Genomic DNA, 19038 nt, shown 5'->3' with positions numbered 1-19038 from the left:
ACGCTCGCGTTGTGCGTAGCTACGTTCTGGCCAGCGGAATTCTAATTCCACGTTGTGGAAACGTCCAGTCCGAACCGGAACGTCGCCGGAACCTCGCGGTCGTGAACAAGCACACCCTTGACGTCGCGAGAGCAAGCGTGAAAACTCCTTCAACAGAACGTTGAATTCCGTTAAGCGGAAGCAAAAGGTCTGTGTAGCGGAACAGAAGAAAGCAGAAAGGGGACGCGGGTGTCCGAAAAGGACGTGCACGTGGACGCGACAGCCGGCGCGAGTGCGGCGGATGCGGCAGGTGCGACGGCTGCGACGGGTGCGAACGTGCAACTGGTGCTCCGCTCGACCCGCGTCATCACCCCTGAGGGCACCCGGGCCGCCTCGGTCGCCGTGTCCGGCGGAAAGATCGTGGCCGTCGACGCGTACGACGCCGAGGTGCCGGACGGCGCCCGCCTGGAGGACCTCGGCGACGACACGCTGCTCCCCGGCCTCGTCGACACGCACGTCCACGTGAACGACCCGGGCCGCACGGAGTGGGAGGGCTTCTGGACCGCCACCCGCGCCGCGGCCGCCGGCGGCATCACCACCCTCGTCGACATGCCCCTCAACTCCCTGCCGCCGACGACGACCGTCGACAACCTGCGCACCAAGCAGGACGTCGCCCGCACCAAGGCGCACATCGACGTCGGCTTCTGGGGCGGCGCCCTGCCCGACAACGTCCAGGACCTCAAGCCGCTGCACGACGCCGGGGTCTACGGCTTCAAGTGCTTCCTCTCGCCCTCGGGCGTCGACGAGTTCCCCGAGCTGAACCAGGACCAGCTCACCGCCTCCATGGCCGAGATCGCCGGGTTCGGCGGGCTCCTGATCGTGCACGCCGAGGACCCGCACGAGCTGGACGCCGCCCCGCACAAGAGCGGCCCCAAGTACGCGGACTACCTCCAGACCCGGCCCCGTATCTCCGAGGACACCGCGATCGAGGGGCTCATCGCCGTCGCCAAGCGGCTCGGCGCCCGCGTGCACGTCCTGCACCTGTCCTCCTCCGACGCGCTGCCGCTCGTCGCCGCCGCCAAGCGCGAGGGTGTACAGCTGACCGTCGAGACCTGCCCGCACTACCTCACCCTGACCGCCGAGGAAGTCCCGGACGGCGCCAGCGAGTTCAAGTGCTGCCCGCCCATCCGTGAGGCCGGCAACCAGGACCTGCTGTGGGAGGCGCTCGCGGACGGCACCATCGACTGCGTCGTCACGGACCACTCTCCCTCCACCGCAGACCTCAAGACCGACGACTTCGCGACCGCGTGGGGCGGCATCTCCGGACTCCAGCTGAGCCTGCCCGCCGTCTGGACCGAGGCCAGGAAGCGCGGTCACTCCCTCGAGGACGTGGTGCGCTGGATGTCCACGCGCACCGCACAACTGGTCGGACTCGACCAGAAGGGCGCCATCGAGGCCGGCCGCGACGCCGACTTCGCGGTCCTCGCGCCCGACGAGACCTTCACCGTGGACCCCGCGGAGCTGCAGCACCGGAACCGAGTCACGGCGTACGCGGGCAAGACCCTCAGCGGCGTCGTGAAGTCCACCTGGCTGCGCGGCGAACGCATCCTGCACGGCGGCGAGTTCAGCGAACCCGCAGGCCGACTTCTGGAAAGGAACAACTGAAACAGTGACGGCGATACCTTCCTTCACCGGCGACGCGAGCCCCTACGGCGGCGGCGAGCCCTACGCCGACTACCGCACGGCCGACTTCCCCTTCACCCAGTACGCCAACCTCGCCGACCGGCAGCTCGGCGCCGGTGTGATCGCCGCCAACGACGAGTTCTTCGCGATGCGCGAGAACCTGCTGCTCGCCCACCCGGCCGTGTTCGACCCCGAGCACTTCGGCCACAAGGGCAAGGTCATGGACGGCTGGGAGACCCGCCGCAGGCGTGGTGTCTCGGGCGAGCACCCGTGGCCCACCCAGGACGACCACGACTGGGCTCTCGTACGGCTCGGCGCGCCCGGCATCGTACGCGGCATCGTCATCGACACCGCCCACTTCCGCGGCAACTACCCGCAGGCCGTGTCCGTCGAGGGCACCAGCGTCGACGGTTCGCCGACGCCCGAGGAGCTCTGCGCCGACGACGTGAAGTGGACGACCCTCGTCCCGCGCACGCCCGTCGGCGGCCACGCCGCCAACGGCTTCGCCGTCGACATCGAGCAGCGCTTCACGCACCTGCGTGTCAACCAGCACCCGGACGGCGGCATCGCCCGTCTGCGCGTGTACGGCGAGGTCGTCGCCGACCCCAAGTGGCTCGCCGCGCTCGGCACGTTCGACGTCGTCGCCCTGGAGAACGGCGGCCAGGTCGAGGATGCGTCCGACCGCTTCTACTCCCCGGCCACCAACACCATCCAGCCGGGCCGCTCCCGCAAGATGGACGACGGCTGGGAGACCCGCCGCCGCCGCGACACCGGCAACGACTGGATCCGCTACCAGCTCGTCCAGCAGTCCGAGATCCGCGTGGTCGAGATCGACACCGCCTACCTCAAGGGCAACTCGGCGGGCTGGGCGGCCCTTTCGGTGCGCGACGGCGCGTCGGGCGAGTGGGTCGAGGCGCTGCCCCGCACCCGCCTGCAGCCCGACACCAACCACCGTTTCGTCCTGGACGCGCCGGTCGTCGGCACGCACGTCCGCATCGACATCTTCCCGGACGGCGGCATCTCCCGGCTGCGCCTGTTCGGTTCGCTGACCGAGGACGGCGCGGCCAAGCTGGCGGCCCGCCACCAGGAGCTGGGCGGCTGATCCGCCCCCATTGAACGTGGGGCGCGCCGGGTGGACAGCCCCGGCGCGCCCCACACCCATGTCCCCGCCCGGACGACGGGGTCAGCGAGAGGAGCCGTGTCCCAAGGGATGGCGCAGGACAATGCCACGTGGTGTGTCGTGCGCGGAGGCACCCTGATCGGCACCATCACCGGGGCCTGTCAGTGGCTGGTGGCAGGATCACCGGCATGGTTTTCGTACGTACCACTCCGTCGCGGCCCCTCCAGGTGGGCGCGGTCTTCCCTGAGTTGGCCCCGTTGGCGCGACCTGCCATTCGGTTGCATCCGCGTCCGGGGTCGCCTTCGGTCGGGGACAGCTCGGTCGGTGGGCCGTTGTTGTGGCCGGCGGGGGAGCCATGGCCGCACTGCGAGGACGTGCACCTGCACGTGGACACGGGGTTTCGCGAGTCACTGACCGAAGTGCGGCTGCAGAGAGGCCTGCAGTCCAGGTGGCGCCCTGATGAGCGGCCTCCCGCGTACACACCCGAGGAGGAAGCGCTCAGGGAACGCGCTGCCGCACGGCTCGCCGAACGGCTCGACTCCGGCCTTGCGTGGCCCGCCGAATGCCCGGTCCCGCTGTTGCCCGTGGCTCAGCTGTTCCTTCGCGACGTACCCCTGTTGCGCCCGCCCGGGCGGGCCGATCTGCTGCAGGTTCTGTGGTGCCCGTACGAGCACGAACCGGACTGCAAGCCGTCGGCCGTGCTGGTGTGGCGGTCGGCGGCGGAGGTCGGGGACATCCTTGCCGCGCCGCCGGAACCGTACGAGGCGGACTATCCGGGTTATGTGCCGGAGCCGTGCGTGCTGGCGCCGGAAGCGATCACCGACTACCCCAACAGCCTGGATCTGAGCCCGGAGCTGCAGCGTCTGCTGGAGGACTGGAGCAGGTGGCAGGCGGCCGGGTCCGGTGTGGACAGCTCCTACGCACGGTATCCGCGCGAGTTCTACTCCCTTCATCTGGGCAACGCGCCGGGCTGGAAGGTCGGTGGCTGGCCCCCTTGGGGCCGCACCGACCCGATCCGCCGGTACTGCGCTGTGTGCGAGGTGCAAATGGTCCCGCTGCTGACGATTGCTTCCTTCGAGTGGGACGGCGGTGAGGGCCGCAGCTGGGCGCCGCAGGAGGAACAGGACGCCGTCCTCGCCGGCTCTCGCGGCCCGCGCCAGTACCTCTCGCAGCCGACGAGGGTGGAAGTGGGCAGCACGGACAACCTGCAGATCTACGTCTGTCCCACTTCTCCCGAGCATCCACACACAGACCTGATCCAATGAACTGCGGGCCGCCACACGTCCTCCCGTACGCGGAGGCCGATGTTCCTACCGGTCGAGGCCGGATCACCTGCGAAGTCGAGAACGATATTCGCCCGGGGCCGTGCCTCGGGCACGTCTGAAGGCACGGCTGAAAGCGTGCGGAGAGCCGTATCCGACCGCGCCGGAGATCGACTCGACCGGCTCATCGGTATCGCGGAGCCGGACGGACGCCAGGTCGATGCGCCACTGCATCACGTACGCGCCCGGCGTCTGTCCGAGGGCGGACCGGAAACGCCTGGACAGCGTCGCTCGGGAGACGCTCGTCGCGGCGGCCAGGGTCTCCGTGGTCCAGGGGTGCTCCGGTCGGGCGTGGACGCATGCCAGAGCGTCGCGCACGACCGGATCACGCATCGCTCCCAGCCATGAGCCGGACTGCTCCTGCGGGTGGCGGGCCAGCCAGGCGCGTACGAACTGGACGAGCAGCAGGTCGACGATGCTGTTGATGGCGGCGGTGGTGCCGATCTGCGGCTGTGCGAGCTCGGCAGCGAGGAGTTCGACGGTCCTTCTGAGCTGCGCGTTCTCCCGGGCTGCGACGTGCATCGGCCGAGCGAGGGAGGCAAGCACCGGTGTGCGCACCTCCGGGTCCTGCTCGTAGCGCAGGACGATCACTTCCGTCCGCACCGGCGCCGAGCCCAGCCGCAGGGCCCGGCCATCGGCGAACGACCGGGCCGCTGCCTCCCGGTCGCAGGAACCCATCGTCATGCCGGCGCCGCCGGCTATCCCGTGTGCGGTGCCCGGCGGCACCAGGACGGCGTCCCCGGCCTGCACCTGAAGAGGTTTCTCACCCGTGACATGCAGCCACATGGTGCCGCGGGACACCACGTGCAGGGCCGCTCCTGGAGAGGAGTCCAGCCGCAGGCCCCAGGTTCCGCCGGCCTTCAGCACGGCCCCGAGCCCTCCTCGCGCACCCGAAACGCGCAAGACCTCCGCCAGCACATCCATGGGTCCATTCTCGTCCACCGCCGCGAACGGCCCGCCGGCGGGCGAGGCGCATGTGTCCTCGCCCGCAGCGTCAGACCACGTCAAGAACGACCTTTCCGTGCACCTTCCGCGCGAACAGCGCCCGGACCGCGTCGTCCACGCCCTGCCAGTCGCCTCGCAGTCCGACCGGCGCCGAGAGCCTCCCGGCGGCCATGAGGCCCAGCAGGTCCGTCAGCTCCCCGCCGGTCGGCGTCTTGTCCCCGTAGGTGGAGATGCTGCGGGGTTCGCCGAAGCCGAACAAGGCCCCTGCCGGGAAGGTGGTTTCCTGCCCGGAGGAGTAACCGACCAGATGGATGGTGCCGCCCTCGGCGAGCGCATTCCACGCCTGGGCCACCAGCGGCCCGCCGACCGTGTCCAGGACGAGGTCGAACCGGTCCCCGGTCTCGGCCAGGTCGGTCAGGACCTTGTCGGCCCCGAGTTCACGGAGCCCGACGGCGCGCTCCGGCGAACCGACGAGTGCCGTCACCCGGGCGCCCGCCAGGGCCGCCAACTGGACGGCGAAATGCCCCACGCCCCCGCTGGCGCCGGTGACCAGAACGTCGCGCGCCAACAGGGAACGCTTGCGCAGCACACGCAGAGGGGTGACTCCGGCGATCCCCAGCGCCGCGGCGTGGGCCAGATCGACACCCTCGGGGACGGTGCCGAGCGAGGCGGGGCTGACTGCCACCCGCTCCGCCCACGCGTGGGGGGACATTCCCACTGTGACGCGCGTACCTTCGGGCGGCCCGGAACCGTCGGACGCGGCGCGCACCACGATGCCGGCCGCGTCGTGACCGTGCACAGCTCCGGCCGGCCACTGGTGCACGTAATTCAGCTCTCCGAAGTTGAGACCGATGTGCCGTATCTCCACCAACGCCTCACCGGCGGACGGTACGGGCTCGTCGACATCGGCGAACCGGACGGGGCCGGCCTCACTGTGATCGACCACAAGGGCGCGCATAAGGGGTGTGCTTCCTTCTCTCGCGGGTGCGCCTGAACGCTCGGCGCGGCAGCAGATCGAGTGCGCAGATGCCGCACTGCCGCCTTCTTGGAACCCTTTCGCAGGACCTGGACAGCGACCAGACCCGTGAGAATCAATGAGTTGACGATCTGTGTCAGTGCGACTCGCGGCACGTCGAGCCCTGCCCCGGGGCGCGGGCGTTCAGCCGGGGAGGGGGCGGAGGTGTGGCAGGAGCAGGCCAGGAGCGTCCCGCCGCGGCGCGGCAGGACCTCCGCGATCTGCGGGCTGGTGCTGTGCACAGGGTTCTCCCTCGGGATGGTGGCGCCAGCGGATGGCACGGCAGCGACCTGGCGGCAGGCGGGAGGCTGAAGCTCAGGCCGCGTGACCGCCGTCCACCGACAGCTCGGTGCCGGTGATGTACGCCGCGTCGTCCCCGGCGAGATAGCCGACCAGGGACGCCACCTCGTCGGCGGAGCCGAAGCGGCCGAGGGCGGTCATGGCGCTCTGGCCGTCCGCGAAGGGGCCGTTCGCCGGGTTCATGTCCGTGTCGATCGGACCCGGCTGGACCAGGTTCGCCGTGATCCCGCGCCCGCCCAACTCCCGTGCCAGCGCCTTGTTGAGGCCGATCAGCGCGGCCTTGCTGGTCGCGTACAGGGTGCCGCCGGGGCCCGGGACGCGCTGCGCCATGCAGCTGCCGATGGTGATGATCCGCCCGCCGTCGCGGAGCCGCACGGCCGCCGTCTGCGAGGCGAGGAAGACCCCTCGTACGTTCACGGCCATGACCCGGTCGATGTCGGCGAGCGACAGGTCGCCGACGGGACCGAGGACGCCGATCCCCGCGTTGTTCACCAGGATGTCCAGGCCGCCCAGGTCGTCGGCCGCGCGGTCGACCGCGCCGGCCGCGTCCCCGGCGTCCGCCGCGTCCGCCCGGATGGCGAAGCCGCGCCGCCCCATGGCCCGGATCTTCGTGACCACTTCCTCGGCGGCCGCCTCGTTGTGGACGTAGGTGAGGGCCACGTCCGCGCCCTCCTGGGCGAGGCGCAGCGCGATCGCCGCGCCCATGCCGCGGCTGCCGCCGGTGACCAGAGCCGTCCTGCCGTTGAGAGTAGACATGTCGATACCTTCCGTCTGAATCGCACTGCGGCACGGTCGCCAAGTGCTTGCGGGTTCAATGAAAGGCGTTCGGGCGGGTATCGGCTGGCGGCAATCGGACACGGAGTCCGCCGGTCCGCGCCGCTCGGTTAACTCCCGGAGAATTTCCCTTACTTGTCGTTGACACGACAACCTCTACGCGCGTCACACTGGACCCATGCGAATCCCCCCACGAATCGTCAGCGTCACTGCCCTCGCCGCCGCCCTGCTCGTCGGCGGCCCCGTCGCGGCGAGCGCGGCACCGGCGGCCCCGGTCGCCGCCGTCTCGCACTCCGCCGCCGCCGTCGGCGACATCTGTCTCTCCGCGCTGCCCTCCCAGGCACACGACACGCTCGACCTGATCGAAAAGGGCGGCCCCTACCCGTACCCGCAGGACGGCACCGTCTTCCAGAACCGCGAGGGTGAGCTGCCCCAGCAGAGCTCCGGCTACTACCACGAGTACACGGTCGTCACGCCCGGCTCCGACGACCGCGGCGCCCGCCGCATCGTCACCGGCGAGAAGAGCCAGGAGGACTACTACACCGCCGACCACTACGCGTCGTTCGACCTGGTCGACCACGGCTGCTGAGTCAGTCGTTCCCGAGGCTCCGCAGCGCGGCGAACAGGGCGCAGCCCAGCACGATCAGGGCCACGCTCGCGTACGTCTCGTACCCGTCGAGGAAGCCGAAGCGCTGGATCAGACCCCAGCCGCCCAGTGCGCCGGTGAAGCTGTGGACCAGGCCGACCGCGCCCTGCAACAGCAGGACCACACCGAGAATCTCCAGTAGCTGCTTCATGCGAAGATCCTCGTCCCGCACCTTCCCGGCGGGCATCCGCCGCGGGGCGAGGATCTTCCTCCTGAGCGGGTCCGAAAGTCGCGGACCCGCGCGACTTTGGTAGACGATCACGCGTGAGGACCGTGCGGGGCCGCCCGCGGTGCGTAGATTTGTCGACCATGAGCGGCACAGATCCCGAGCGACCCCCCGAGCCCGTGGGCTCCCTGAGCGGCCCCCTGGCCAGGCGCCCCTGGACACTGCCCTCCGCCATCGCCCGGGAGTTCGACCCGAGCCGCGCCGGACGCGCGTCGCGGCGCACCGTCCGCGACTGGATCGCCGACTTCGCCTGCTTCTTCGCCGCCGTGCTCATCGGGATGGTCGGCGCCGACGCGGTCTCCGGCAACCCGCACATCTCCCCGGGCTGGGCCGAGTTCGACCAGGTGCTCGGCGCCCTGGCCTGCGCCGCGGTCTGGCTGCGCAGGCGGTGGCCCGTCGGCCTCGCCGTCGTGATGGTGCCGGTCGCGGTGGCCTCCGACACGGCGGGCGGCGCCGCGGCGGTCGCCCTCTTCACCCTCGCCGTGCACCGGCCCTTCCGGTACGTCGCCTGGGTCGGCGGAGTCTCGGTCGCCGTGGTCCCCCTCACCTACTGGCTGCGCCCGGACTCCGGCATGTCGTACGGCATCTCCATCGCCTTCGGCGTGCTGATCACCGTCACGGTCATCGGCTGGGGCATGTTCGTGCGCTCCCGCCGCGAACTCCTGCTCAGCCTCCGTGACCGCGCCGTGCGCGCCGAGAACGAGGCCGCGCTCCGCGCCGAGCAGGCCCAGCGGCTCGCCCGCGAGGACATCGCACGCGAGATGCACGACGTCCTCGCCCACCGCCTCACCCTGCTCAGCGTCCACGCCGGAGCCCTGGAGTTCCGCCCGGACGCGCCGCGTGAGGAGATCGTCAGGGCGGCGGGCGTCATCCGGGAGAGCTCCCACGAGGCGCTGCAGGACCTGCGCCAGGTGATCGGCGTCCTGCGCGGCGGCGAGGCCGACGCCTCCGGCCGCCCGCAGCCCACCCTCGCCGCCCTCGGCACCCTGATCGCCGAGTCCCGCGACGCCGACATGAAGGTCGTCCTCGACAACCGCGTCACCGATCCCGATTCCGTGCCCACGGCCCTCGGGCGCACCGCCTACCGCATCGCCCAGGAAGGCCTGACCAATGCCCGCAAACACGCCCCCGGCGCCGAAGTGACCGTCACCGTCACGGGCGCGCCCGGCGAGGGCCTGACCCTGTCCGTCCGCAATCCCGCACCGCCCGGGCCCGTGCCCGCGGTGCCCGGCTCGGGACAGGGCCTGATCGGGCTCGCCGAGCGGGCCTCGCTCGCGGGCGGCAGGCTCGGCCACGAGGCCGGGGACGACGGCGGATTCCACCTGGAGGCCTGGCTACCGTGGGCGTCATGAAACCGATCAAGCTGCTCCTCGTCGACGACGACCCGCTCGTGCGGGCCGGGCTCTCCTTCATGCTCGGCGGCGCGGACGACATCGAGATCGTCGGTGAGGCGGGCGACGGCACCGAGGTCGCCCCGCTGGTCGGCGAACTCAGGCCCGACGTCGTCCTGATGGACATCCGCATGCCCACGATGGACGGCCTCGCCGCCACCGAGGCGCTGCGCAGGCGTCCAGGCGCCCCCGAGGTCATCGTCCTCACCACGTTCCACGCCGACGAGCAGGTGCTGCGCGCCCTGCGCGCGGGCGCCGCCGGATTCGTCCTCAAGGACACGGCACCGGCCGAGATCGTCGCGGCGGTGCGCGCGGTGGCGGCGGGCGAGCCCGTGCTCTCGCCGACGGTGACCCAACAGCTGATCACGCAGGTCACCGGCGTCGATCCCCAGCTCGACCGCAGGCGCCGGGCGTTGGACCGGCTCGCGACGCTGGGGGAGCGGGAGCGTGAGGTGGCCGTCGCGGTCGGGCGCGGCGGGTCGAACGCGGACATCGCGGGCCAGCTGTTCCTGAGCGTCGCCACGATCAAGGCGCACGTGTCGCGGATCCTGACGAAGCTGGACCTCAACAACCGTGTGCAGATCGCGCTGTTGGCGCACGACGCGGGGCTGCTGGACGAGGACTGAGCAGTACGCGTATGCAGCATGGCTGACCAGGAAGGATGAACGCGGCGCGGGGCGGGAACAGAGCGCCGCGTCCGGCACGTTGGTCACATGAGCACTTGGGAGGGGACCCAGATGGTGGAGAGCATCGACCTGGACACGTACGGCACCCGGTTCAGAGAGGACCCGCACTCCGTCTACGCGGAACTCCGTGCCCTGGGCCCCGTCCACCGCGTCCGTCTGCCACCCCCGGAGGACATGGACGACACGTACGTGGTGGTGGGGTACGAGGAGTGCAGATCCGCGCTCCGGGACCCCCGCTTCGCCAAGTCCGCCGCGGCCGCGGGTTTCGCCTTCCACGAGGAGGAGCTGATCGGCACCCACCTGCTGATAGCGGATCCGCCCCAGCACACCCGCCTGCGCGCCCTCATCACCCGCGAGTTCACCGCACGCCGCGTCGAGGGCATGCGCCCCCGGATCCAGAGCATCACGGACGGCCTCCTCGACGAGATGCTCGTCCACGGCGAGTCCGCGACGGCCCGCCGGGCCGACCTGCTCGAAGCGTTCGCCTTCCAACTGCCGATCACCGTGATCTGCGAGCTGCTCGGCGTCCCCGACATCGACCGCTCGACCTTCCGCCGCCTCTCCAACGGAGTCGTGGCGTCGCCGGACCAGGAGGCGGAGCGCGCCGCATTCGAGGAACTGGCCGCGTTCCTCGCCGAACTGGTCGAGGCGAAGCGGCGTTCAGGGCAGGGCGAGGACCTGCTGAGTGCGTTGATCCGCACCACGGACGACGAGGGCGGCGACCGGCTCTCCACCGCCGAGCTGCGCGGCATGGCCTTCCTGCTGCTGATCGCCGGGCACGAGACGACGGTCAACCTCATCGCCAACGCCGTGCACGCCCTGTTCACCCACCCCGCCCAACTGGCCGCCCTCCGCGCCGACATGTCCCTCCTCGACGGCGCGATAGAGGAGGCCCTGCGCTACGAAGGCCCGCTGGAGAGCGCCACGTACCGCTTCGCGACCGAGCCCACCGAGCTCGGCGGCGTGGTGATACCGACGGGCGCGATCGTCCGGATCGGCCTCGCCGCGGCCAACCGCGACCCCGGCCGCTTCCCCGAACCCGACGGCTTCGACATCCGCCGCGCCGCGCAGGGCCACATGGCCTTCGGACATGGTCTCCACCACTGCCTGGGTGCCCCGCTGGCCCGGGTCGAGGCGAAGATCGCCCTCGGCTCGCTCCTGGAGCGCTGTCCCGGCCTTGCGCCGGACGGCCCGCCGGGGGAGTGGCTGCCCGGGACTCTGATCAGGGGGGTGCGGCGGCTTCCCGTCCGGTGGTAGTAGTCGGTCATGACCGACCCTTCGACCGCGCAGCCGGCATCCGACGCATCCGACCCCCTCGACCTCGTCATGGCCCGGAAGGTCCTGGAGGCCCAGCCGTTCAGCCGTCTCGTGCGGGCCCGCATCACGCGGTTCGGTGAGGGCGCGGCCACGTTGGAGATCGACGTCCGCGACGAGCTGCGGCAGCAGAACGGCTTCCTGCACGGCGGCGTTCTCGCGTACGCGGCGGACAACAGCATCACGTTCGCGGCGGGCACGACGCTCGGCCCGGCCGTCCTGACGTCCGGGTTCTCCATCCAGTACGTACGTCCGGCGACCGGCGCGGTCCTGCTCGCGCACGCCGTCGTGGTGCACTCGGGTCGACGCCAGGCGACGGTGCGCTGCGAGCTGGTCGCGGTGGGCGAGGAGGGCGCGGAGACGTTGTGCGCGATCGCGCAGGGGACAGTGCTTTCGTCTACGGCGTGAGCGGCGGCGCTCCGTCCCCGTACGGGGCGCAATCCCATGCGGAGGGGCTCAGTCCCCGTACAACTCCGTGATCTCCGCCATCCGCACCGGCCGCCGCTCCCGCCGCGACAGTTCGCACGCCTCCGCGATGCGCAGCGCGTGCAGCGCCTCGCGGCCGTCGCAGGGGTTCGCCCGTGCGCCCCGGACCACCTCGACGAAGGCGGCGAGCTCCGCCTCGTACGCGGGGGCGAAGCGTTCGAGGAAGCCGGGCCAGGGCTTGACCGGAGCGGGCGGGCCCGCCGGTTCCACGGAGGTCAGCGGCGTGCGCTCGTCCATGCCGACGGCCAACTGGTCCTGCTCACCGGCCAGTTCCATGCGGACGTCGTACCCCGCGCCGTTGCAGCGCGTGGCGGTCGCCGTGGCGAGCGTGCCGTCGTCAAGGGTGAGCACCGCGGCGGCCGTGTCGACGTCGCCCGCGTCGCGGAACATGGCGGGTCCCGTGTCGGACCCCGTCGCGTACACCACCGTGACCTCACGCCCCGTCACCCACCGCAGGATGTCGAAGTCGTGGACGAGGCAGTCGCGGTAGAGGCCGCCGGAGAGCGGCAGGTACGCGGCCGGGGGCGGCGCCGGGTCCGAGGTGATCGCCCGGACGGTGTGCAGCCGCCCGAGCCGGCCCGTGCGCACCGCCTCGCGTGCCGCCGTGTACCCCGCGTCGAAGCGCCGCTGGAAGCCCAGCTGGAGCACGGTCCCCGCGGCCTCGACCTCGGCGAGGGCGGCGAGCGTGCCCGGCAGGTCGAGTGCGATGGGCTTCTCGCAGAACACGGGGAGGCCCGCACGCGCCGCTCTGCCGATGAGCTCCGCGTGCGCGGAGGTCGCCGCGGTGATGACGACGGCGTCCACCCCCGCGGCGAAGACGTCGTCCGCCGAGGCCACCGGAGTCGCCCCGGTCCGCGCCGCGAGGGCGGTGGCCCGCGCGGTGTCGGCGTCGGCGATCACCAGGGACGTCACGTCGGGGTGGTGGCTGAGGGCGGCCGCGTGGAAGGAGCCGATGCGGCCCGTTCCGATCAGTCCGATGCGCATGCACCCACCCTCGCGACGCCGGACGCCCCTGTCAATCCTTTGTCCTGACAACAGAACTTAAGCGACAGTGCCGTCCGGTGGCGTAGGTTCGGCGCAGTCACCGAAGTCCGGTGAGTCCACGGAGAATTGGAGCGGCCCATGCACGGCGCGGGCGATCGGATCGACACCTCGACGGCACATTCGGCGCGCGTGTACGACTACATCCTGGGCGGCAAGGACCACTACCCCGTGGATGCCGCGGCGGGCGACACGATGTGCGAGCACTGGCCCGCGCTGCCGGTGCACATGCTGGAGAACCGCCGGTTCATGCACCGCGCCGGGCACTACCTCGCGCAGGAGCGGGGCATCCGCCAATTCCTGGACATAGGAACCGGGTTGCCCACGGCCCCCAACCTCCACGAGGTGGCGCAGGAGGTGGCGCCGGAGGCGCACGTCGTCTACGTCGACAACGACCCCATCGTCCTGGCCCACGCCCGCGCGCTCCTCCAGAGCACGCCCGAGGGCGCGACGGCGTACATCGACGCGGACATGCACGACCCGGACGCCATCCTGGACAGCGCGGAGTTCCGCGAGCTGATCGATCTGGGGGAGCCGGTCGGCCTGATGGTCATCGGCATCCTCCACTTCATCCTGCCCCCGGACGACCGCCGTCTGGTCCAGCGCCTCCTGGACCCGCTCCCGTCGGGCAGTTTCCTCGCCATGACCATCGGCACCGGCGACTTCGCCCCCGGCGAGGTGGGCCGGGTCGCCGAGGAGTACGCCTCCCAGGGCATGCCCATGGCCCTGCGGGACCTCCCGACGGCCACGTCGTTCTTCGACGGCATGGAACTGGTCGATCCCGGCGTCACCCAGGTCCACAAATGGCGCCCGGGCCCGGAGCAGCAGGGCATCGACGACGCGGCGATCGCGATGTACGGGGCGGTGGCCCGCAAGCTCTGACCCCGCAAGCTCTGGCGCCCAAAGCTCTGGCCCCGCAGGCTCTGACCGCCGCCCGCCTGCTTTGTCCGGACAACAGAACTTCAGAACTTCCCGTCATCATCTCCTGGGACTACGCTCGCCACGTGTCCAAACCAGTCGCCAAAGCAGCTCAGGGCAAGCCGGTCCAGGACCCCACCGTGGACCTCCGGCTCGGCGTAGACCGCAGCAGTCCCGTTCCGCTCTACTTCCAGCTGGCCCAGCAGCTGGAAGCGGCGATCGAGCGCGGGGCCCTGACGCCGGGCAGTCTCCTCGGGAACGAGATCGAGCTCGCCGGGCGGCTCGGGCTCTCGCGGCCCACGGTGCGGCAGGCCATCCAGTCCCTCGTCGACAAGGGTCTGCTCGTGCGGCGGCGGGGTGTCGGGACCCAGGTCGTGCACAGTCAGGTCAAGCGGCCCCTGGAGCTCAGCAGTCTCTACGACGACCTGGAGGCCGCGGGGCAGCGCCCCGAGACCCGGGTCCTGCGCACCGCCCTGGAGCCCGCCACGGCCGAGGTCGCGGCGGCGCTCGGGGTCGCCGAGGGCGACGAGGTGCACCTCGTCGAGCGGCTCCGGCTCGCGCACGGCGAACCCATGGCCCACCTGCGCAACCACCTGCCCACCGGCCTCCTGGACCTCGACCCGGCGCGCCTGGAGGCCACCGGTCTCTACCGCCTGATGCGCGCGGCGGGCCTCACCCTGCACAGCGCCCGTCAGTCCGTCGGCGCCCGCGCCGCCACCGCCGAGGAGGCGGAGCTGCTCGCCGAGCCGGCGGGCGCCCCGCTGCTGACCATGCGGCGCACCACCTTCGACGACACGGGACGCGCCGTCGAGTACGGCTCGCACGTCTACCGCGCGTCGCGGTACTCCTTCGAGTTCCAGCTCCTCGTACGCCCGTAGTCAGAATGTTCTGACAAACTTATTGACGGTCCCGCGCACCCCCCGCTAGAACTCCTCCAGCCGCACCGAGGCGGCCGGGAGACGAGGGGTGGTCCACCATGCGTACATCCCGCACAGTCATGCGTACATCCCGCACAGCCATGCGTACATCCCGCACAGCCATGCACACGTCCCGTACGGCCAAAGGGGTCGTCGCCTGTCTGGCGGTGATCGCGCTCGCCGCCGGCTGCAGCAGCTCGGGCGGCAAGGACGACGAGGACAAGTCCGGGGACGGCGGGAGCGGGGGCGGCACCGGCGTGAACACGCCCAGGCTCAAGATCGCGATGGTCACGCACTCGGGCGAGGGCGACACCTTCTGGGACATCGTCCGCAGCGGCGCCAAGCAGGCCGCCCGCAAGGACAACGTCCAGTTCCTCTACGCCAACGACAAGGAGGCCAAGGGCCAGGCCGAGCTCGTCCAGTCCTTCGTCGACAAGAAGGTCGACGGGATCATCGTGACCCTGGCCAAGCCCGAGGCGATGCGGTCCGTGCTCGGCAAGGCGAAGGCCGCCGGGATCCCGGTCGTCACGATCAACTCGGGCGGCGAGTTCTCCGAGGAGTTCGGCGCGCTCAGCCACATCGGGCAGGACGAGTCCGTGGCCGGCGAGGCCGTCGGCGACGAGCTCGACGAGCGCGGCAAGAAGAAGGCCCTCTGCGTCATCCACGAACAGGGCAACGTCTCGCTCGAACAGCGCTGCGCCGGAGTGAAGAAGAGCTTCGGCGGCTCCGTCGAGAACCTCAACGTCGAGGGCACCAACGCGCCCGCCTCCCAGTCCTCCATCAGCGCGAAGCTCCAGGCCACCAAGGACATCGACGTGGTCGTCACCCTCGGCGCGCCCATCGCCGCGTACTCGGTGAAGGCCAAGGAGGATACGGGCAGCAAGGCCGAGATCGACACGTTCGACCTGAACGCCGAGGTCGTGAAGAGGATGAAGGCGAAGGAGGTCGGGTTCGCCGTCGACCAGCAGCCCTACCTCCAGGGCTACCTCTCCGTGGACGAGCTGTGGCTCTACGAGACCAACGCCAACGTCCTGGGAGGCGGCAAGCCCGTTCTCACCGGGCCCGCCATCGTCACCGGGAAGGACGTGCCGAAGCTGGAGAAGTACACCGCGCGCGGTACGCGATGAACACTCGCGGCACCCGATGAACACACGCGTGATCCGCGTGGTCGATACTTGGGCGGCTGGGGCCGGGGATCCGGACCGGCCGCACAGAGCAGCAGAGCAAGAAGGGCACGGCGTCGTGGCAAGGGTGAAGACAGGGGTACGTACGGTGGGCGCCGTGCTGGTGGCGGTGCTCGGGGTCACCGCGGGACTCACCGGATGCAGCAGCACCGGCGGCAAACGCGCGGAGGACGCCCGCAAGGCGGCGACCGCGCAGGGCAAGGCGGCGGTGAACACACCGCGCTGGACCTTCGGCATGGTGACCCACTCGGGCGACGGCGACACCTTCTGGGACATCGTCCAGAGCGGTGCCGAGCAGGCCGCCCGCAAGGACAACATCAATTTCCTCTACGCCCATGACGACGAGGCCCAGCAGCAGGCCCAGCTCGTGGACTCCTACATCGACAAGAAGGTCGACGGGATCATCGTCACGCTGGCCAAGCCGGACGCGATGAAGGGTGCCCTGGCCCGCGCGAAGAAGGCCGGCATCCCGGTGATCACCGTGAACTCCGGCTCGGCCGAGTCCAAGAAGTTCGGGGCGCTCACCCACATCGGGCAGGACGAGACGATCGCGGGCGAGGCCGTCGGCGAGGAGCTCAACAAGCGCGGCAAGAAGAAGGCGCTCTGCATCCTGCACGAGCAGGGCAACGTCGGCCACGAGCAGCGCTGCGACGGCGCCAAGAAGACCTTCGACGGCAAGATGCAGAACCTGTACGTCACCGGCACGAACATGCCCGACGTGCAGTCCTCCATCGAGGCCCGGCTGCAGACCGACAAGTCCATCGACGCCGTCGTCACGCTCGGCGCGCCCTTCGCGGACACCGCGGTGAAGGCCGCGGACAGCGCGGGCAGCAAGGCCGAGATCGACACCTTCGACCTGAACGAGACGGTCGCGGCCGGCCTGAAGTCCGGCGACCTCGGCTTCGCCGTCGACCAGCAGCCCTACCTCCAGGGCTACCAGGCCGTCGACCTGCTGTGGCTGTACAAGTACAACGCCGACGTCCTCGGCGGCGGCCGTCCCGTCCTCACGGGCCCGCAGATCATCACCAAGGACCAGGCCGCCGAGCTGGAGGACTACGCGAAGCGAGGGACCCGATGACCGCGACAGCACCGGCGCCCGCACCGGGCGACAAAACCGACGAGCGGCTCGTCAAGACCTCGCCGCTGAAGAAGCTGATGGGCCGACCCGAGCTCGGCTCGGTCGTCGGCGCCATCGCCGTCTTCATCTTCTTCTCGTTCGTCGCGGACAGCTTCCTCCAGGCCAGCAGCCTCGCGACGGTCCTGTACGCCGCATCGACCCTCGGCATCATGGCGGTGCCGGTGGCCCTGCTGATGATCGGCGGCGAGTTCGACCTGTCGGCGGGCGTCCTCGTGACGACCTCCGCCCTCGTCTCGTCGATGTTCAGCTACCAGATGACGGCGAACGTCTGGGTGGGCGTCGGCGTCTCGCTGCTCGTCACCCTCGCCATCGGCGTCTTCAACGGCGTCATGCTGACCCGCACGGACCCGCCGAGCTTCATCATCACGCTCGGCACGTTCCTGATGCTGACCGGCATGAACCTCGGCTTCACCAAGATGATCAGCGGCACGGTCTCCACCAAGTCGATCTCCGACATGGAGGGCTTCTCCTCCGCGAAGGACGTCTTCGCCTCGACCATCACGATCGGCGGCGTCGACTTCAAGATCACGATCCTCTGGTGGCTCGCGCTGATCGCGGTCGCCACGTGGATCCTGCTGCGCACCCGCGTCGGCAACTGGATCTTCGCGGTGGGCGGCGGCGAGGACGCGGCCCGCGCGGTCGGCGTCCCGGTCGCCAAGACGAAGATCGGCCTCTACATGGGCGTCGCGTTCGGCGCCTGGATCTCCGGCCAGCACCTGCTGTTCTCGTACGACACCGTGCAGTCCGGCGAGGGCGTCGGCAACGAACTCATCTACATCGTCGCGGCGGTCATCGGCGGCTGCCTGATCACCGGTGGGTACGGTTCGGCGGTCGGCGCGGCCGTCGGTGCGCTGATCTTCGGCATGGTCAGCAAGGGCATCGTGTACGCGGAGTGGAACTCGGACTGGTTCAAGTTCTTCCTGGGCGTGATGCTGCTCCTGGCGACCCTCCTGAACCACTGGGTCCGCAAGCGTGCGGAGGCGACGAAGTGACCACGGACATGACGAAGACCGACGCGGTCCCCGAGGACGGGGGCGGGCGCACGCCGCTCGTCGAGCTCGACGACGTCAGCAAGTTCTACGGCAACATCCGCGCGCTCGAAGGCGTCTCCCTGGAGGTGCACGCGGGGGAGATCTCCTGCGTGCTCGGCGACAACGGCGCGGGCAAGTCGACCCTCATCAAGATCATCGCGGGGCTGCACAGGAACGACTCCGGCTCCTTCACGATCGAGGGCGAGGAGGCGCGGTTCGCCAACCCGCGCGAGGCGCTGGACCGGGGCATCGCCACGGTGTACCAGGACCTCGCCGTGGTCCCCCTCATGCCGGTCTGGCGGAACTTCTTCCTCGGCTCCGAGCCGACGAAGGGCGTGGGCCCCTTCCGCCGCATGGACGTCGACCGCATGCGTGAGACGACCCACGCGGAGCTGCTCCGCATGGGCATCGACCTGCGCGACGTGGACCAGCCCATCGGCACGCTCTCGGGCGGTGAGCGCCAGTGCGTGGCGATCGCTCGCGCCGTCTACTTCGGCGCGAAGGTCCTCGTCCTCGACGAGCCGACCGCCGCGCTCGGCGTCAAGCAGTCCGGCGTCGTCCTGAAGTACGTGGCCGCGGCGCGGGACGCGGGCCTGGGCGTGGTCCTCATCACCCACAACCCCCACCACGCGTACCTGGTCGGGGACCGGTTCGTCCTCCTCAAGCGCGGCGCGATGTCGGGCAGCTACACCCGCGACGAGATCACCCTCGACGAACTGACCCGCCAGATGGCGGGCGGCTCCGAACTGGACGACCTCCGCCACGAGCTGGAGGGCCGAGGGCCCGCCTGACGGCGCGGGGCGCCGCTTCAGGGGCGCGAGGAACTGCGCGCTCAGCCACGTCGGAGCCGCAGCCGCGTCTACCGGCTCGCCCCCGCGGCGCGTCTGCGGCTTGTCGTGGGTTGCTCGCGCAGTTCCCCACG

General features: G+C 70.7%; 19 protein-coding genes. 14 read left to right on the top strand and 5 right to left on the bottom strand.

Annotated features, from left to right (window positions below):
- Window positions 1-315: 315 nt before the first annotated feature.
- From allB to DEJ48_RS40910, 3 genes are all read left to right on the top strand, one after another.
- A complete protein-coding gene (allB, locus tag DEJ48_RS07055; RefSeq protein ID WP_190537944.1) occupies window positions 316-1644 on the top strand; it encodes an allantoinase AllB in 1329 nt (442 codons plus the stop codon).
- Between the two features lie 4 nt (window positions 1645-1648).
- The gene (alc, locus tag DEJ48_RS07050; RefSeq protein WP_150215349.1) at window positions 1649-2764 is read left to right on the top strand and encodes an allantoicase; all 1116 of its coding nucleotides are present in this window, start codon (window positions 1649-1651) and stop codon (window positions 2762-2764) included.
- Between the two features lie 602 nt (window positions 2765-3366).
- Window positions 3367-4047 carry a hypothetical protein gene (locus DEJ48_RS40910; protein WP_317850904.1) on the top strand — a complete coding sequence of 227 codons (681 nt, stop codon included), beginning with the start codon at window positions 3367-3369 and terminating at the stop codon, window positions 4045-4047.
- A 63-nt stretch (window positions 4048-4110) separates the two neighbouring features.
- Here DEJ48_RS40910 and DEJ48_RS07040 read toward each other — a convergent pair whose 3' ends face one another.
- The 3 genes from DEJ48_RS07040 to DEJ48_RS07030 form a co-directional block, all read right to left on the bottom strand.
- Window positions 4111-5028, bottom strand: a complete 918-nt coding sequence (locus DEJ48_RS07040; protein ID WP_150215347.1) for an AraC family transcriptional regulator — start codon at window positions 5026-5028, stop codon at window positions 4111-4113.
- 70 nt (window positions 5029-5098) lie between these two features.
- Window positions 5099-6007 carry a zinc-binding dehydrogenase gene (locus tag DEJ48_RS07035; RefSeq protein WP_150215346.1) on the bottom strand — a complete coding sequence of 303 codons (909 nt, stop codon included), beginning with the start codon at window positions 6005-6007 and terminating at the stop codon, window positions 5099-5101.
- Window positions 6008-6379: 372 nt separating this feature from the next.
- On the bottom strand, window positions 6380-7120 hold the full coding sequence (locus DEJ48_RS07030) for a 3-oxoacyl-ACP reductase family protein (protein WP_150215345.1): 741 nt from the start codon (window positions 7118-7120) through the stop codon (window positions 6380-6382).
- A 196-nt stretch (window positions 7121-7316) separates the two neighbouring features.
- On the opposite strand from DEJ48_RS07030, the gene DEJ48_RS07025 reads away from it, so the two are divergent.
- Window positions 7317-7727, top strand: coding sequence for a ribonuclease (locus tag DEJ48_RS07025; RefSeq protein ID WP_150215344.1), 411 nt, complete (start codon window positions 7317-7319; stop codon window positions 7725-7727).
- A 1-nt stretch (window position 7728) separates the two neighbouring features.
- Here the strand turns inward: DEJ48_RS07025 and DEJ48_RS07020 are convergent, their stop codons facing one another.
- The gene (locus DEJ48_RS07020) at window positions 7729-7935 is read right to left on the bottom strand and encodes a hypothetical protein (protein ID WP_150215343.1); all 207 of its coding nucleotides are present in this window, start codon (window positions 7933-7935) and stop codon (window positions 7729-7731) included.
- 158 nt (window positions 7936-8093) lie between these two features.
- Here DEJ48_RS07020 and DEJ48_RS07015 point away from each other — a divergent pair, with 158 nt between their 5' ends.
- The 4 genes from DEJ48_RS07015 (at window position 8094) to DEJ48_RS07000 (ending at window position 11809) form a co-directional block, all read left to right on the top strand.
- Window positions 8094-9362, top strand: coding sequence for a sensor histidine kinase (locus DEJ48_RS07015; protein WP_150215342.1), 1269 nt, complete (start codon window positions 8094-8096; stop codon window positions 9360-9362).
- A complete protein-coding gene (locus tag DEJ48_RS07010; RefSeq protein ID WP_150215341.1) occupies window positions 9359-10027 on the top strand; it encodes a response regulator transcription factor in 669 nt (222 codons plus the stop codon). The genes DEJ48_RS07015 and DEJ48_RS07010 overlap by 4 nt, the downstream gene beginning before the upstream one ends.
- Before the next feature lie 87 nt (window positions 10028-10114).
- The gene (locus tag DEJ48_RS07005; protein ID WP_411757430.1) at window positions 10115-11344 is read left to right on the top strand and encodes a cytochrome P450 family protein; all 1230 of its coding nucleotides are present in this window, start codon (window positions 10115-10117) and stop codon (window positions 11342-11344) included.
- Window positions 11345-11353: 9 nt separating this feature from the next.
- Window positions 11354-11809, top strand: coding sequence for a PaaI family thioesterase (locus DEJ48_RS07000; protein ID WP_150215340.1), 456 nt, complete (start codon window positions 11354-11356; stop codon window positions 11807-11809).
- A 48-nt stretch (window positions 11810-11857) separates the two neighbouring features.
- Here DEJ48_RS07000 and DEJ48_RS06995 read toward each other — a convergent pair whose 3' ends face one another.
- On the bottom strand, window positions 11858-12871 hold the full coding sequence (locus tag DEJ48_RS06995; protein WP_150215339.1) for a Gfo/Idh/MocA family oxidoreductase: 1014 nt from the start codon (window positions 12869-12871) through the stop codon (window positions 11858-11860).
- 138 nt (window positions 12872-13009) lie between these two features.
- Between DEJ48_RS06995 and DEJ48_RS06990 the strand changes: the two genes are divergently transcribed.
- The 6 genes from DEJ48_RS06990 to DEJ48_RS06965 all read left to right on the top strand — a co-directional run bounded on the left by DEJ48_RS06990 (window position 13010) and on the right by DEJ48_RS06965 (window position 18907).
- A complete protein-coding gene (locus DEJ48_RS06990) occupies window positions 13010-13810 on the top strand; it encodes an SAM-dependent methyltransferase (protein WP_150215338.1) in 801 nt (266 codons plus the stop codon).
- A 176-nt stretch (window positions 13811-13986) separates the two neighbouring features.
- Window positions 13987-14724, top strand: a complete 738-nt coding sequence (locus tag DEJ48_RS06985; RefSeq protein ID WP_150221015.1) for a GntR family transcriptional regulator — start codon at window positions 13987-13989, stop codon at window positions 14722-14724.
- 161 nt (window positions 14725-14885) lie between these two features.
- Window positions 14886-15890 carry a sugar ABC transporter substrate-binding protein gene (locus DEJ48_RS06980; RefSeq protein ID WP_150221014.1) on the top strand — a complete coding sequence of 335 codons (1005 nt, stop codon included), beginning with the start codon at window positions 14886-14888 and terminating at the stop codon, window positions 15888-15890.
- Between the two features lie 115 nt (window positions 15891-16005).
- Window positions 16006-17025 carry a sugar ABC transporter substrate-binding protein gene (locus tag DEJ48_RS06975; RefSeq protein WP_190537240.1) on the top strand — a complete coding sequence of 340 codons (1020 nt, stop codon included), beginning with the start codon at window positions 16006-16008 and terminating at the stop codon, window positions 17023-17025.
- The gene (locus DEJ48_RS06970; RefSeq protein WP_150215337.1) at window positions 17022-18077 is read left to right on the top strand and encodes an ABC transporter permease; all 1056 of its coding nucleotides are present in this window, start codon (window positions 17022-17024) and stop codon (window positions 18075-18077) included. The genes DEJ48_RS06975 and DEJ48_RS06970 overlap by 4 nt, the downstream gene beginning before the upstream one ends.
- 8 nt (window positions 18078-18085) lie before the next feature.
- Window positions 18086-18907 carry an ATP-binding cassette domain-containing protein gene (locus DEJ48_RS06965; protein ID WP_150215336.1) on the top strand — a complete coding sequence of 274 codons (822 nt, stop codon included), beginning with the start codon at window positions 18086-18088 and terminating at the stop codon, window positions 18905-18907.
- Window positions 18908-19038: the final 131 nt, after the last annotated feature.

This window comes from Streptomyces venezuelae (assembly GCF_008642315.1).
GTDB lineage: Bacteria > Actinomycetota > Actinomycetes > Streptomycetales > Streptomycetaceae > Streptomyces > Streptomyces venezuelae_D.
Note: the sequence above shows the minus strand (reverse complement) of the source record. Positions and strands in the feature narration are given on the sequence as shown.